This window comes from Pseudonocardia xinjiangensis (genome assembly GCF_050948425.1).
Classification (GTDB): Bacteria; Actinomycetota; Actinomycetes; order Mycobacteriales; family Pseudonocardiaceae; genus Pseudonocardia; species Pseudonocardia xinjiangensis.
Window position 1 is genome coordinate 1,904,910 of the sequence record NZ_CP192009.1, and the last position, 14,890, is coordinate 1,919,799.

The window sequence follows — 14,890 nt, forward strand, 5'->3', positions numbered from 1 at the left end:
AGCGCGTGATCTGCCTCGTGGCGCGCCGGCATGTGGACTTCATGCGGGTCACGAGCGCGGCCTGTACCGGCCGCTGACTCGGCCCCCCGGCGACCTTCGGTCGCACTCTCGACACCACCCGAACTCCAGGGAGAGAACTGTGTCCGACACCCCCGACCCGACCGCCGCCTGGTCCTTCGAGACGAAGCAGGTGCACGCGGGCGCCCACGCGGACCCGACCACCGGTGCGCGCGCCACCCCGATCTACCAGACCACGTCCTACACGTTCCGCGACACCGAGCACGCCGCCGCGCTGTTCGGGCTCACCGAGCTGGGCAACATCTACACGCGGATCATGAACCCCACCCAGGACGTCCTCGAGCAGCGCGTCGCCGCGCTCGAGGGCGGCATCGCGGCCGTCGCGTTCGCCTCCGGCCAGGCGGCCCAGACGCTCGCCATCCTCAACATCGCCGAGGCGGGCGACCACCTCGTCTCCAGCGCCTCGCTGTACGGCGGCACGTACAACCTCTTCCACTACACGTTCCCGAAGCTCGGCATCGAGGTCTCGTTCGTCGACGACCCCGACGACCTCGACGCGTGGCGCGCCGCCGTCCGCCCGAACACGAAGCTGTTCTACGCCGAGACGCTCGGCAACCCGCGCGGCAACGTGCTCGACGTCCGCGCGGTCGCCGACACGGCGCACGAGCTGGGACTCCCGCTGGTCGTCGACAACACGGTGCCGACGCCGTACCTGCTGCGCCCCATCGAGCACGGCGCCGACATCGTCGTCCACTCGGCCACGAAGTTCCTCGGCGGGCACGGCACCGCGATCGGCGGCGTCGTGGTCGACTCCGGCAACTTCCCGTGGGGTGAGCACGCCGACCGCTTCCCCGGCCTGACCACTCCGGACCCGAGCTACCACGGCCTCAACTACTGGGAGGCGCTCGGCCCGCAGTCCTACATCATCAAGCTGCGCGTCCAGCTGCTGCGTGACCTCGGCCCGGCGATCTCCCCGCAGAACAGCTTCCTGCTCATCCAGGGCATCGAGACGCTGTCGCTGCGCATCGAGCGCCATGTGCAGAACGCCCAGACGCTCGCCGAGTGGCTGGAGCAGCGCGACGAGGTCGAGAAGGTGCATTACGCCGGGCTACCGTCCAGCCCGTGGTACGAGCTGGGGCAGAAGTACCTGCCGCGTGGAGCCGGGGCAGTGGTCGCGTTCGACATCCGCGGTGGTGTCGAGGCGGGGCGGAGGTTCGTCGACGCCCTGGAGCTGCACAGCCACCTCGCCAACATCGGCGACGTGCGCAGCCTGGTGATCCACCCGGCCAGCACCACGCACAGCCAGCTCTCCGGCGAGGAGCAGCTGGCCACCGGCGTGAGCCCGGGGCTGGTGCGGCTCTCCGTCGGGCTGGAGGGCATCGAGGACCTCAAGGCCGACCTCGAGGCGGGATTCCGGGCGGCCAAGGGAGCGTGAGCACGTCCGTTCTCGACGCACGAGTGTCACGGAGCGAGCACAGGGGCGCCCCGTGAGTGTGGTGACGACCGATCTCCCTCCCGCCAGCGGTGCCTGGCGGGAGGGGGACGCCCCGGGCCGGCGGCGGTGGGTGACGCTCCCCGCCCCGCTGCGGCTGGAGTCGGGCGGTGAGCTGCCCGGCGTCCGGCTGGCCTACGAGACCTGGGGGACGCTGAACGCCGACGCGTCCAACGCCGTACTCGTGCTGCACGCCCTCACGGGCGACAGCCACGTGGCCGGCCCCGCCGGTGAGGGGCATGCCACCGCGGGCTGGTGGGACGAGCTGATCGGGCCGGGCCGCGCGCTCGACCCCGCTCACTGGTTCGTCGTGGCGCCCAACGTCGTGGGTGGCTGCCAGGGGAGCACCGGACCGTCGTCACCGGCGCCCGACGGCAGGACGTGGGGCAGCCGCTTCCCGCTCGTCACCACCCGCGACGCCGTGGCCGCGGAGACCGTGCTGGCCGACGAGCTGGGCATCAGGCGGTGGGCCTGCGTGGTGGGCGGCTCGATGGGCGGCATGCGTGCCGTGGAGTGGGCGGTCGCCGAGCCCGACCGGGTCGAACGGCTGTTCCTGCTGGCCTGCCCGGCCGCCACGTCCGCCGACCAGATCGGGTGGGCCGCGCCGCAGCTGGCCGCGATCCGCAGCGACCCGGGCTGGCGCGGCGGCGACTACCACTCCGCACCGCCCGGGCACGGGCCCCATCTCGGACTGGGCATCGCGCGGCGGATGGCGCACCTGAGCTACCGCAGCCCCTTCGAGCTGTCGGAACGGTTCGGCCGCGACCCCCAGGACGGTGAGGACCCGTGGCACGGCGGCCGCTACGCCGTGGAGTCCTACCTCGACCACCACGCCGAGAAGCTCGTGCGCCGCTTCGACGCGGCGTCCTACGTCCGGCTCACCGAGATGATGAACGCCTTCGACGTGGGCCGCGGCCGGGGCGGTGTCGCCGCCGCGCTGGGCCGGGTCACCGCGAGGACGCTCGTGGCCGGGATCAGCTCCGACCGGCTGTACCCCACCCACCAACAGGCCGAGCTGGCCGCGGGGATCCCCGGGAGTGGTCCACTGCGGATGATCGAGTCCCCCTACGGGCACGACGGTTTCCTCATCGAGGCCGCCACCGTGAGCTCGCTGCTCACGGAACTGCTGGTGAGCTGAGTCGCCCCTGCCGGTGTCCCGCTGCTCTCAGGGGGATGATCGGGCCGTGAGCTCTCGGCCCTACGTGCTGCTGTCCGTCGCGACCTCGGTGGACGGCTGCATCGACGACCGGTCCGACCAGCGGCTCATCCTGTCCGGCGCGGCCGACCTCGACCGCGTCGACGCCGAGCGGGCCGGGGTGGACGCGATCCTCGTCGGAGCCACCACGGTCCGCCGGGACGACCCGCGCCTGCTCATCCGGTCCCCGGAGCGGGTCGCCGCGCGCGTCGCCGCGGGACGCAGCGCCCATCCGCTCCGGCTGACGATCAGCAGCAGCGGTGACCTGGACCCGGCCGCTCACCTGTTCACGACGGGCCCGCAGGAGCGGGTCGTCTACGTGCCCTCGGCCGCGGTCGGCGCGGCGCAGGCCCGGCTCGGGGCCGTGGCCACCGTGGTCGGCGCGGGCGACCCCGTCGACCCGCGGAGCATCCTCGCCGACCTCGACGGCCGCGGCGTACGGCGGCTGATGGTCGAGGGCGGGACAGCGGTGCACACTCTGTTCCTCACCGCTGGCCTGGTGGACGAGATCCACCTCGTCGTGGCGCCGTTCTTCGTCGGCGACTCCGACGCACCGCGGTTCGTCGGCGCGGGGACGTTCCCGCACGACGTCCGGCATCGGATGCGGCTGGCCGAGGTGCGGACCGTGGACGACGTGGTGCTGCTGCGGTACCTGCTGGGAGACACCGATGACGACAACGGTTGACCGGGCGATGCTCCGAGCCGCGATCGACCTGTCGCGGTGCTGCCCGCCGTCCGACACGGCGTTCTCGGTGGGCGCGTTCGTCACCGCGGCGGACGGGCGGGTCCTCGCCGAGGGGTACTCCCGCCAGCGCGACCCGCACGACCACGCCGAGGAGACCGCGCTCGCCACGCTCGGCGAGGGGTGGCGGGCCGAGCCGGGGACCACCGTCTACACCACGCTCGAACCGTGCAGCGTGCGGGCGTCGCATCCGCGGACCTGCACCGAGCTGATCCTGGCTGCCGGGGTCGACCGGGTGGTGTTCGCCTGGCGGGAGCCGTCGATCTTCGTGGACTGCGAGGGGGCGGAGCTGCTGCGCGCGGCGGGGTTGGAGGTCATCGAGATGTCCGATCTCGCGGCCGAGGTGCGTGCGGTCAACCGGCATCTGCTGCAGGGATGAGGGAGCCCGCCGTCCCCGCGGGGGGCGCCGGGCTGCTGTGCAGGGGGAACCGGCAGGACCCGGGCGGGGGGACGTCGCTACCCTTTCCCAGGTGCTGACCCGGATGTCGTCGCTGTTCCTGAGGACCCTGCGCGAGGACCCGGCCGACGCGGATGTGCCGAGCCACAAGCTGCTCGTCCGTGCCGGCTACGTCCGACGCGTCGCGCCGGGGATCTACTCCTGGCTGCCGCTCGGGCTGAAGGTGCTGCGTGCGGTCGAGCAGGTGGTGCGCGAGGAGATGGACGCCATCGGCGCCCAGGAGATCCACTTCCCGGCGCTCCTGCCGCGCGAGCCCTACGAGGCGACGGGTCGCTGGACCGAGTACGGCCCCAACCTGTTCCGGCTCAAGGACCGCAAGGGCGCCGACTACCTGCTGGGCCCCACCCACGAGGAGCTGTTCACGCAGCTGGTCAAGGGTGAGTACTCGTCCTACAAGGACTACCCGGTGATGCTCTACCAGATCCAGACGAAGTACCGGGACGAGGCGCGACCCCGGGCCGGCATCCTGCGCGGCCGGGAGTTCCTCATGAAGGACTCCTACTCCTTCGACCTGAGCGACGAGGGACTGTCCGAGTCCTACCGGCGCCACCGCGAGGCCTACGTCAAGATCTTCGACCGGCTCGGGCTGGAGTACGTGATCGTCGCGGCCACCTCCGGGGCGATGGGCGGCTCGGCGTCGGAGGAGTTCCTGGCCGTCGCGCCCACCGGCGAGGACACGTTCGTGCGCAGCCCCGGCGGCTACGCCGCGAACGTCGAGGCCGTCACCACGCCCGCGCCGCCGGAGCAGCCGATCGATGGCCTGCCCGCTGCGCAGGCGCACCACACGCCCGCCACCCCCACGATCGCCACGCTCGTCGACTTCCTCAACCGTGCTGACCTCGGCCGCACGTTCACCGCGGCCGACACGCTGAAGAACGTGCTCGTGAAGACGCGCAGGCCGGGCCAGTCGGAGTGGACGCTGCTCGGGGTCGGGGTGCCCGGCGACCGCGACGTGGACATGAAGCGGCTGGAGGCGGCGCTCGACCCCGCCGAGGTCGAGCTGCTCGACGAGTCCGACTTCGCGAAGGCGCCGTTCCTGGTCAAGGGCTACATCGGGCCGGGGGCACTCGCCGCCAACGGCGTGCGCTACCTGGTCGACCCCCGGGTCGTGCGGGGCACGGCCTGGGTCACCGGGGCCGACAAGCCCGACCACCACGTCGTCGACCTGGTGTGCGGCCGGGACTTCACCCCGGACGGCACGATCGAGGCGGCCGAGGTGCGCGAGGGCGACCCGGCCCCCGACGGCAGCGGCGACCTCGAGGCGGCCCGTGGCATCGAGATCGGCCACGTCTTCCAGCTCGGCCGCAAGTACGCCGACGCGGCCTCGCTCGACGCCCTCGGTCCGGACAGCAAGCCCGTCCGGATCACGATGGGCTCCTACGGCATCGGCGTGTCGCGGCTCGTCGCCGTGATCGCCGAACAGAGCCACGACGACTCCGGCCTGATCTGGCCGCGGGCCGTCGCCCCGGCCGACGTGCACGTCGTCGTCGCGGGGAAGTCGGAGGAGCTGCTGGCGGGCGGGGAGGCGCTGGCCGCCGACCTGGAGGCCGCGGGCCTGCGGGTGCTGCTCGACGACCGCAAGGCATCACCCGGCGTCAAGTTCGCCGACGCCGAGCTGATCGGCGTCCCGACGATCGTCGTGGTGGGCCGCGGTCTGGCCAACGGGGTGATCGAGGTGAAGGATCGGCGAAGCGGTGAGCGTGTCGAGATACCGCTGAACGGCGCAACAGCGCACCTCGCCGATCTGGTGCAGAAGCAGTAGCAATCGCCCCTAGCGGCACTGCGCTCCGCATGATCGACTGTCCGCGTGTGACGTCGGGCGGTGCGGAGGGCGCGCATGCACGAGCATGCCGTCCTCCGTATCGCCCTGAACGCGGTCTGCCGGTGCTCGACGCAGCGGACGCGAGGCTGCGGCACGAGGATCGAGCGGCGCTCCCCACGCGTGACGCTCCGGTCCGGACCCGTGCCGCCTCCCTCGGCGTCGGCAGATCGCGCCCCGGCGGTTCCGCGGGAGGAGGTTGACCCGAATGGACTTCGACGCGTTACGGGCCGCCGTCGTGCCCGGCGACGGGGTCGTCGGACGCTGGCCCGGCCTGGTCTGCGTGGCCGACTGTGCGGACCGCGCGGTCCTGCGCCGTCTGCTGGACGTGTGCGCAGGCACCGCAGGCCCCGACCCGGGCCGCACCCTGGCCCGGCGTCTGGCGATGTGGCTCGGTGGCCCGGACGCCCCCAAGGCGGACCTGCGGTTCGGCACCGTCGCGATCACCGGTGACCAGTGGGCCGTGTTCCTGTTCGGCTCGGTCGGGCTGGTCGTCCCCGAGAGCGGCATCGAGCTGTCCGGTGCCCACGCCGCCACGTGGACCGACCGGCTGCTGCCCCGGCAGGCCGCCCCCGGGGTGCTCGTGCTCGAGGGCAGCCGGGTCCCGTCCGACCTGGTGGACGGCGTGCACGACCTACGGTCCGGTGTGGTGCCGGGAGCGGGCGCCGTGCTCGTCCACTCGCGCCGCCCCGCCGGGGGCGACCCCGCGGAGGAGGTGGCGTCGCGGTCGCCTGCCGACTCGGCGTGGCCGGACCTCAACGACGTTCCGGTCGAGCTCGAACGCTCCCCGTGGAACCTGACCGACGCCGGCCCGACGGCAGGCGGCCGGGCGGCGAACCGGCGGTCCGCCGACCTGAGCGCGGACGACAGTCCCGCCTGGCACGGGATGCTCGGCGGCAGCGAGGCGCTGGACAGCGAGGTGCTGGGCGCAGAGCTGCTGGGCAGCGACATCGGGGACACCCGGGGTGGTTCCGCTGCCGGCCGGGCGGGGTCCGGGTCGGTCAACGGTGCGTGGCCCGGGCTACCGGCGGGAGCCCGCCGGGCCGGTGCCGAGCGGCCGGGTGGCACCCCGCCTGGTGCCCGCCGCGGGCGAGCCGGGCGCGTCGGTGCCGGCCGGGGTGGCCTCGGAGCCAACGGCTCGGTGCTGCGGGCGGTGGGGAGCCACGACTTCGCGCTCCCCGAGTCCGGCGGCAGCGCCGACGGGGAGCGTGACGACGAGTCCGACGGACGAGCGGGGAACGACGCGCCACCGGGCGCGGGTTCCGCCGACTCCGCGGCGGCCGGTGCGCCCGTCCGCGAGGCCGCCGATGACGACGCCGGTGCCGACGCCCGCGGTTCCGCTGCGCCGGAGGTCGTCGGGCTGGCCGGCGCCGAGCGGAATGGTGCTGACCGGAGCGGTGGAGACCGCCGGAACGGGGCCGAGGCCGGGAAGGCCGGCGCAGGTGGGGCCGCCACCCGCTCGTCCACCGCGGCTGCGGGCCGGGGATCAGCCGACGCCGGTCGTGCCGAGCCCGAGGGCGCCCGATCCCGCAGCGACAGGTCCAGCAGCGAGCGGTCCTCCTCGGACAGCTCCGCCGGGGACAGGTCCGGCGACGACGCCCGGTCGGGCAGCGGACCCTCGGACACCGGGCAGTCGGGTACCGGGCAGGCGGGCCGGGCTGCGACGGCCTCCACCGCGTCCCGCGCGGCCGAGCCGCAGCGCCCACCGGCGCGCGCCGAGTCCGACGGTGCCGACGCGACCCGCCCGGCCACCGGTGCCGCCGGTGCGCGTGGCGCTGGGGCCGGGTCCGCTGCTCCGGGTGGCGGCGGGCCGGGTCGTGCTCCGGCTGCCGGTGCGGCCGAACCGGACCGTGCCGGGCAGGTCGGCGCCGAGCGGGCCGGCCAGGGCCGGGCCGCGGCGGGTGGCAGCGCTGACCGCGCCGCTACCGGCCGCACCGACTCGGGTCGGGCCGCCGCCGGGGGCACGGGAGCGGGCGGAGCCGACAAGGGCCGCGCGGGATCGGAGCGTCCTGAGGCGGGTGGCGCTGACCGGGCCGCTCCGGGTCGCGGCACCGCCGACCGCACCCAGCCTGGCGACCGACGGACCGGCGGTGCCACACCGGGTGGCCCGAACGGGGCCGGTACGGGGAGAGCCGGGTCCGGCACCACCGGGGCGGGCAGTGCCGGGTCGAGCGGCGCAGTTGTCAACGGAGCCGGGTCGATCGGGGCCGGCCAGAACGGTGCCGGTCAGAACGGGGCCGGCTCCCATGGGGCCGGCCCGAACGGTTCTCGGTCGAACGGGGCCGGGTCGAACGGGGCCGGGTCGGTCAGCTCGTCCTCGGGCGGTGCCGCGACGGGCCGGGCGTCGGACCGCAAGGACGCCGGCCGGGGTGCACCGGACCGCGATGCGGCCGGTCGGGGCAGCACCGGCCAGCACGATCCTCGCCGCACCGCATCGGCCGGCGCATCCGCCGGCAGGGCCGCCAAGAACGGCGCCGCCCGGAACGAACCCGGCAAGAACAGCGCCGGCCAGAACGGTCCCGTCCAGAACGGTCCCGTCCAGAACGGTGCAGCCACGAACGGGGCCGCCACCAAGGGTGCCGGCCAGAACGGTGCCGCCGGAGATCCCGGAGGCACGCGCGACCCGGGGTCCGACGATGCCGCACCGGGTGGCCTCGCGCCCGTCGCCCAGTTGGTGCCCCGCAACCAGGGCCGCGACGATGCCACCGGGGCCGAGTCCGGTGGGTCGGGCGTTGCGTCGGTGCACCCGCTCGCCCCGGAGTCCTCGCGGCGTCGGGCCAACGGCGGTTCCGCGACGGCGATCCAGTCGGACGCGTGGTTCGCCGCCGCCTCCGACGTCGCGGAGGCCGACGCTCCCCCGCGAGGGGGCGGCCCCCGCCACGGCCGGCCGGAGGAGGACAAGTCGGCAGGCCGCGCCGCGGCCGCCGCCGGAACCTCGAAGCCCGCCGCGGCCCGGGTGCAGCCGGAGAGTCCTGCGGAGCAGACGCAGCTGCAGGTCGAGCGGGTCCCCGGCGTCGTGCCGTCGGAGCCGTCGAAGCAACCGGCCCGGCCAACCGGCGAGGCCGCAGCAGGCGACGCCCACCCGAGCGGGGCCGAGGCACCCCAGGTACGCGGCCACCTCTGCCCGCGCGGCCATCTCAACGACCCGCGCTCGCAGTCCTGCCTGACGTGCGGGACGCGGGTGGAGGACCGCGGCGGCGCGCTCGTCTCCGGTCCGCGGCCGTCGCTGGGCACGCTGATCTTCGACGACGGCGCCACCCACAGCGTCGACGGCGACTATCTCGTGGGCCGGATGCCGGAGGCCGACCCCCGGGTCCGGGCCGGTTCGCTGCGCTCGCTCCTCGTCGAGGACCCGTCCGGGGCGGTGTCGCGGGCCCATGCCGAGATCCGCGTCAACGGCTGGGACGTGCTGCTCGTCGACTCCGGGTCGCGCAACGGCACGTTCGTGGCGGGCCCGGGAGAGTCGGCCTGGACGGCACTGCCACCACGGCAGTCACGCTGGCTGGTGGCGGGCACCCGCGTGCGGCTCGGCGGACGGACGTTCCTGTTCGAGGCACCCCCCGGGGTGCGCTGACCCGTCGCCTCCCCGGCGGCAGCCGAGCCCGCCCGCGTCAGATCGTGACCGGCCGGGCGCTGGCCACGATCGCGTCGAGCGTGGCCCGGGACGGTGACGGGGGAGCTTCCGGCGGGCCGCCGGCGTCGTCCCCGTTCACCAGGAGCACCGCCATGGCCGGTTTCCCGTCCGTCCCCGTGGTCGGCACGGCGAGCACGAGGACGGTGCCCGCGGTGGCCAGGCACCCGTCGTCGGTCGCGGTCCGCGCCGTCGCCTCCACCAGGGTGCCCTGGACACCGCCGACGTCGATCGGGCGCGCTGCTCCTGCCGTGACGTCCGGCCTGCTGCCGTCGGGCGGGGTGTAGAGGGCCTGGGCGAGACCTTGCGTCAGCGCCGGCACGGAGGTCAGCGCGACCGTCCCCGGCAGCACCGCGCTCGCCACGATCCCGCGGACGAAGGACCGGCCGCCGCACGAGTACTCGGGGCCGCGCGCCACACCCGTGAAGTCGAGCCCGAAGGGGTTGGTCAGAGGGTCCCCGCCCTGCGTCCAGTCGGCCGGGACGTCATAGCTGAGGACGGGGGTCTGGATCACGGCCACCGGCCCGGCCCCAGCTGCGTCCGTGCGCGACCCGATCAGCAGATAGCTGCCGACGCCGAGACCGGCGAGCACCACGGCTCCCACGGCCACGAGCGCGATGAGCGTCCGCCGGCTGCGCCGGGGCGGGCCGGTGGGCGCAACCGCCGGGCCGCTCCCGGGCCACCCCTGGGGGCCCGGAGGTGGTGGCCACGACCCTCCGGCCTGCCCTGCATACGGCGACGGCCCGGGCCCGGCCCATGGTGCGCCCGCGGCAGGCGGTGGTGGCGGAGCGGCCCACGGCGCAGGCGGGGTGGGCGGCCCCCAGGCCCCGGCCTCCGTCGGCCCCGGCGGGGGTGGAGCGTCCACCACCGGCAGGCCCCACGGCGCGGTCTCGGGGGCCGTGGCGGGTGGCGCGGTCCAGGCGGTGGCAGCGGTGGGGGCTTCGGTGGTGGGGCCCGGATCCGTCGTCGGCGGCGTGCTCCACGGGTTGGTGTCCGGTGCGTTCGGCGGTGCCGGTGGCGGTGTCCACGGGGAGGCCTCCGTGGCGGGCTCCGCCGCGGGTGGCGGCGTCCAGGGCGAGGTCTCCGGCATCGTCCGCGGCGACGACGGTGGCGTGGACGGTGGGGGCGGGGTCCACGGGGACGCCTCCGGCGCAGGATCCGGGCCCGGCTCCGTGGTCGGCGCACTCCACGGGTTGGTGTCCGGTGCGGACCCCGGTGCAGCGTCCGCACGAGGGTCCGGTGGCAGCTTGCGGGTGACGGGTTCCGACGGGGCCGTCCGGTCGGACTGCCGGTCGTCGGGCCCGGGCTGCGGCGGCTGCGCTCCACCGTTCGTCGTCACGGATCAAGGGTAGAGGGCGGACGCTGCGCTCAACCCGCCAGGAACGACAGCCGCACCGACCGGACGGGATTGTCGCCGTTGGTGTCCACGAGACAGACCGACTGCCACGTGCCGAGCGCGGGGCGCCCGTCGAGAACCGGCACGGACATCGACGGCGCGATGATCGCCGGCAGGACGTGGTCGCGGCCGTGCCCCGGGCTACCGTGCCGGTGCCCCCAGCGGTCGTCGGCGGGGAGCAGGTCACGCAGCGCGGCGAGCAGGTCGGTGTCGCTGCCTGCGCCCGTCTCGATCACGGCGAGGCCCGCCGTGGCGTGCGGAACCCACACGTGCAGCAGGCCGTCACGGGCACCGGTCGAACGCAGGAAGGCGGCGATCTCGTCGGTCAGGTCCACCACGGTCTCCCGGGAACCGGTGCGGATCTCGATCAGCTGGCTGTCCATCCTCGTAGTGTCCCGCCTCATGCGCAGCGCATTCGGTCAGGAGTTCGACGTCCCCGACGGTTACCTCAACACGGCAGGTATCGGCATCCCCTCCGCGGCGGCCGCCGATGCCGTCGAGTCGGCGGTGCGGGACTGGCGCACGGGCGCCGGACGACCCGGCGACTTCGAGCAGCCGGTCCAGCTCGCCCGGGCCGCCTTCGCCGGGCTCGTGGGGGTCGATGTGGAGCGGGTGGCGATCGGCTCGGCGGTGTCCGAGCTCGTCGGGTTGGTGGCAGCGAGCGTGCCCGACGGGACGCGGGTGCTCGTGGCGTCAGGGGAGTTCACCAGCGTGAGCTGGCCCTTCGCGGCCCAGTCCGCCCGTGGCGTGACGGTCACGGTGGCCGAGCCCGCGGAGCTGGGGGAGCGGGCCGCCGACCACGACCTCGTCGCGGTCAGCGTCGTCCAGTCCGCCGACGGCCGGGTCGCCGACCTCGACGCCCTGCGGGCCGCCCGGGCGAGCGGCACCCGCGTGCTGCTCGACGCTAGCCAGTCACTCGGCTGGTTCGACGCCGACCTCAGCTGGGCCGACGTCGTCGTGGCCGCCGCCTACAAGTGGCTGCTGAGCCCACGCGGGGCGGCGTGGATGGCGGTGCGGCCCGAGATGGAGCTCGTGCCGACGTCGGCGGGGTGGTACGCCTCCGCGGACCGCTGGGCCGACATCTACCGCATGCCGATGCGGCTCGCTCCCGATGCGCGGTCCCTCGACACGTCGCCCGCCTGGTACAGCCACGTGGGTGCCGCCGCCGCCCTGCCCTGGCTCGCCGGGCTCGACCGCGCGGCGGTGCACGCACACTGCGTCGGGCTGGCCGACCGGTTCCGCGCGGCGCTGGGGATGGAGCCTGCCGGGTCGGCGATCGTCGCCGTCCGCACGCCGGAGGCGATGGAACGGCTGACCGCGGCCGGGGTCGTGGCCAGCGGCCGTGCCGGGGCCGCCCGGCTGGCGTTCCACCTCTACAACACCGAGGCCGACAGCGCCCGCGCACTGGCGGCCCTCACCTGACGAGCGCCGGGTCAGGGCCGGCCCGGGAAGATCGGGATCGCGGGGGGTGTCCTGACGACCACCCGCCACCGGGCGCAGCGGAGCGTGCCCGACGTGAGGGCGGACAGCGACGCCTGGCGCACCTGGCGGTCGGTGGTGTGCTCCACCACCGACAGCCAGGCGGTGAGCGCGTCGGTCTCCGCTACGACGGCCAGCGCGGCCGCGGACGGACCGTCCACCACCGGCTGGGGCGTGTGGTACGCGGGCTGGGCCGACACCGGTTGCGCCCCGTACAGGCTGAGGGTCTGCTCGACCGCACCACGCAGCTTCCGGTGCGCGTCGGCGTCGGCGTCGGCCTGCTTGATCTGGTCGGGCGGCAGGAACGCGGGGATGAGGGTGTAGCACCACACGGCGGCGTGCTCGGCCGCGAGTGCGTTCTGCAGCGCGGCCATGGCCGTCTTGTCGATCGTGGGCCCACCGGGCGGAGGCGGTTCGGTCATCCGAGCACCTCGGCGTACGCGCCGCAGCACGCCGCCACCGAGGCGACGAGCCCGACGCGGTCGACGGGCAGGGTGAGCACGGCGGCGGCCGCCGCCTGGCCGGAAGCGACCGTGGCGGCGCGCACCTGGGCCAGGGTGACGGTCGAGGCCGGGCGGGCGGGCGGCGTGGTGGGCTGCACCGGGGCCCGGTCGGGGTCGGCGCGGGCCACCTCGGCCTCGAGTGCGACCGCGTGCGCGGTGCGGGCGTCGGCCAGCGGGCGCACCCGGTCGGCGAGAGCGGGCGATGCGGCCACGGCCGCGGCGGCCAGTGCGGCGTCGCTGCGGGCGGCCTCGGCCAGCGCGATCAGCGGATCGGGGCCGTCGCCCGCGCCGGCGCCGATCGAGCAGCCGGCCAGCGCGGGCGGTAGCAGGAGAAGCCCGGCGAGCACCCGGCGACGGCTGATCCCGGGCACGGACGCCGGCCCGGACGGTCCTCTCACGACTTCTCCTCACCCTGCTCGCCGCTCGCCCATCCTGCCAGGCCGCTGCCATGGTGTGGCGCGATACCCTGGCAAACCCACCGCACCCGGGAAGCGGCATCCGCCGCAGTGCCGCGTAGGCGGAGAACCGAACGAGCAGGAGTCACGATGCCCTCCCCCCGCCCCGCGCAGGATGCCGGGCAGCCGCCCGAGCAGCTGCGCGGCGTGCTGGAACCGATCGTCCGCGACGCCGGGTTCGAGCTGGACCAGCTCGACGTGCGTGCCGCGGGCCGTCGTCACACCATCAAGGTCGTGGTGGATTCCGACTCCGGCATCGGGCTCGACGACATCGCGCATCTGTCCCGGCTCGTCTCGGCCGAGCTGGACCAGCACGAGCACCTCATCGGCGGCTCCTACACGCTCGAGGTCACCTCGCCGGGCGTGGATCGCCCGCTGACCGGCCCCCGCCACTGGCGGCGCGCCCATCTGCGCCAGGTCGCCGTCCGCACCCGCGAGGGCGTGACGTTCACCGGCCGGGTCGGCCGGGCAGGCGAGGACGCGGTCACGCTCCTCGTCGACGGCGAGCTGCGCGAGCTGCGTTACGCCGACGTGGACCACGCCGGCGTGCAGGTGGAGTTCCGGCCAGCACCCGAGGCCGAGCTGCAGCTGCTGCAGGGGGCGTCCGAGCCACCTCAGGAGGACACGGCATGAACGTCGACATCGCGGCGTTGCGCACCATCGAACGTGAGAAGGACATTCCGTTCGAGACGGTCATCGAGGCCATCGAGACCGCGTTGCTCACCGCCTACAAGCACACCGACGGGCACCAGGCGCACGCCCGCATCGACATCGACCGCAAGACCGGCGCGGTGCGGGTCATGGCGCAGGAGATGGGCCCGGACGGGGCCGTCGACTCCGAGTGGGACGACACCCCCGAGGGCTTCGGCCGGATCGCCGCCACCACGGCCCGCCAGGTGATCGTGCAGCGGCTGCGCGACGCCGAGCACGAGCGCACCTACGGCGAGTTCGCCGCGAAGGAGGGCGAGATCGTCGCGGGCGTCATCCAGCGCGACGCCCGCGCCAACGCCCGCGGTGTGGTGATCGTGCAGCTGAGCGGCCAGACCGAGGGTGTGCTGCCGCAGGCGGAGCAGGTCCCCGGCGAGCGGTACGAGCACGGGTCGCGCATCCGGTGCTACGTGGTCGGCGTGACCCGGGGAATGCGTGGGACGCAGATCACGTTGAGCCGGACGCATCCCAACCTCGTGCGCAAGCTGTTCGCCCTCGAGGTCCCGGAGATCGTCGACGGCTCGGTGGAGATCGTCGCGGTGGCGCGGGAGGCCGGTCACCGGTCCAAGATCGCCGTCCGCTCGACCGTGCCGGGCGTCAACCCCAAGGGCGCCTGCATCGGGCCCGTCGGGGCCCGGGTGCGGGGCGTGATGAGCGAGCTGGCCGGAGAGAAGATCGACATCATCGACTGGTCCGAGGACCCCGCGACGTTCGTGGGCAACGCCCTGTCGCCCTCGAAAGTGGTGTCGGTCACGGTCCTGGACGCCCGCACCAAGACCGCCCGGGTCGTGGTGCCCGACTTCCAGCTCTCGCTGGCCATCGGCAAGGAGGGCCAGAACGCCCGGTTGGCGGCCCGGCTCACCGGGTGGCGCATCGACATCCGCAGCGACGCCGACCCCCGCGGGGCCGTGGACGCCCCCGAGTCGGAGTCGGTCGGCTGAGCCGCGGCGTACCCGGCGAGGGCGAAACGCACAACGGTGCTGCGCTACACTCCA

The 14,890-nt window shown here is 74.8% G+C and carries 13 protein-coding genes; 9 read left to right on the forward strand and 4 right to left on the reverse strand.

What is annotated here, in order from left to right; all coding sequences use genetic code 11:
• The first annotated feature begins 139 nt into the window (after positions 1-139).
• The 6 genes from ACQPZA_RS09020 to ACQPZA_RS09045 all read left to right on the forward strand — a co-directional run bounded on the left by ACQPZA_RS09020 (position 140) and on the right by ACQPZA_RS09045 (position 9,297).
• Positions 140-1,453: a bifunctional o-acetylhomoserine/o-acetylserine sulfhydrylase gene (locus tag ACQPZA_RS09020; RefSeq protein ID WP_169396335.1), complete on the forward strand. Its 1,314-nt coding sequence runs from the start codon at positions 140-142 to the stop codon at positions 1,451-1,453.
• Between the two features lie 58 nt (positions 1,454-1,511).
• Positions 1,512-2,648 (forward strand): homoserine O-acetyltransferase MetX, encoded by a 1,137-nt coding sequence (gene metX, locus ACQPZA_RS09025; protein ID WP_433282732.1) that lies wholly within the window; start codon positions 1,512-1,514, stop codon positions 2,646-2,648.
• 46 nt (positions 2,649-2,694) lie between these two features.
• Complete coding sequence (locus ACQPZA_RS09030; protein WP_433279791.1) at positions 2,695-3,390, forward strand: RibD family protein; 696 nt, start codon at positions 2,695-2,697, stop codon at positions 3,388-3,390.
• Entirely contained in the window at positions 3,374-3,826 is a 453-nt protein-coding gene (locus ACQPZA_RS09035) for a dCMP deaminase (RefSeq protein WP_169396337.1), read from the forward strand. Before ACQPZA_RS09030 ends, ACQPZA_RS09035 begins: the two co-directional genes overlap by 17 nt.
• Before the next feature lie 91 nt (positions 3,827-3,917).
• Positions 3,918-5,666: a proline--tRNA ligase gene (locus tag ACQPZA_RS09040; RefSeq protein WP_433279792.1), complete on the forward strand. Its 1,749-nt coding sequence runs from the start codon at positions 3,918-3,920 to the stop codon at positions 5,664-5,666.
• A 265-nt stretch (positions 5,667-5,931) separates the two neighbouring features.
• On the forward strand, positions 5,932-9,297 hold the full coding sequence (locus ACQPZA_RS09045) for an FHA domain-containing protein (protein ID WP_433279793.1): 3,366 nt from the start codon (positions 5,932-5,934) through the stop codon (positions 9,295-9,297).
• A gap of 37 nt (positions 9,298-9,334) precedes the next feature.
• Here ACQPZA_RS09045 and ACQPZA_RS09050 read toward each other — a convergent pair whose 3' ends face one another.
• Positions 9,335-10,693 carry a hypothetical protein gene (locus ACQPZA_RS09050; RefSeq protein ID WP_433279794.1) on the reverse strand — a complete coding sequence of 453 codons (1,359 nt, stop codon included), beginning with the start codon at positions 10,691-10,693 and terminating at the stop codon, positions 9,335-9,337.
• Positions 10,694-10,722: 29 nt separating this feature from the next.
• Positions 10,723-11,133: a secondary thiamine-phosphate synthase enzyme YjbQ gene (locus ACQPZA_RS09055; protein ID WP_169396341.1), complete on the reverse strand. Its 411-nt coding sequence runs from the start codon at positions 11,131-11,133 to the stop codon at positions 10,723-10,725.
• A 19-nt stretch (positions 11,134-11,152) separates the two neighbouring features.
• On the opposite strand from ACQPZA_RS09055, the gene ACQPZA_RS09060 reads away from it, so the two are divergent.
• Positions 11,153-12,172 (forward strand): aminotransferase class V-fold PLP-dependent enzyme, encoded by a 1,020-nt coding sequence (locus tag ACQPZA_RS09060; protein WP_433279795.1) that lies wholly within the window; start codon positions 11,153-11,155, stop codon positions 12,170-12,172.
• Positions 12,173-12,183: 11 nt separating this feature from the next.
• Here ACQPZA_RS09060 and ACQPZA_RS09065 read toward each other — a convergent pair whose 3' ends face one another.
• Both ACQPZA_RS09065 and ACQPZA_RS09070 read right to left on the reverse strand, forming a co-directional pair.
• Complete coding sequence (locus tag ACQPZA_RS09065) at positions 12,184-12,651, reverse strand: ferritin-like domain-containing protein (RefSeq protein ID WP_433279796.1); 468 nt, start codon at positions 12,649-12,651, stop codon at positions 12,184-12,186.
• On the reverse strand, positions 12,648-13,130 hold the full coding sequence (locus tag ACQPZA_RS09070) for a hypothetical protein (RefSeq protein ID WP_433279797.1): 483 nt from the start codon (positions 13,128-13,130) through the stop codon (positions 12,648-12,650). Before ACQPZA_RS09070 ends, ACQPZA_RS09065 begins: the two co-directional genes overlap by 4 nt.
• A 147-nt stretch (positions 13,131-13,277) precedes the next feature.
• Here ACQPZA_RS09070 and rimP point away from each other — a divergent pair, with 147 nt between their 5' ends.
• Positions 13,278-13,820, forward strand: a complete 543-nt coding sequence (gene rimP, locus ACQPZA_RS09075) for a ribosome maturation factor RimP (RefSeq protein WP_433279798.1) — start codon at positions 13,278-13,280, stop codon at positions 13,818-13,820.
• The gene (nusA, locus tag ACQPZA_RS09080; protein WP_169396346.1) at positions 13,817-14,836 is read left to right on the forward strand and encodes a transcription termination factor NusA; all 1,020 of its coding nucleotides are present in this window, start codon (positions 13,817-13,819) and stop codon (positions 14,834-14,836) included. The genes rimP and nusA overlap by 4 nt, the downstream gene beginning before the upstream one ends.
• Positions 14,837-14,890 lie beyond the last annotated feature (54 nt).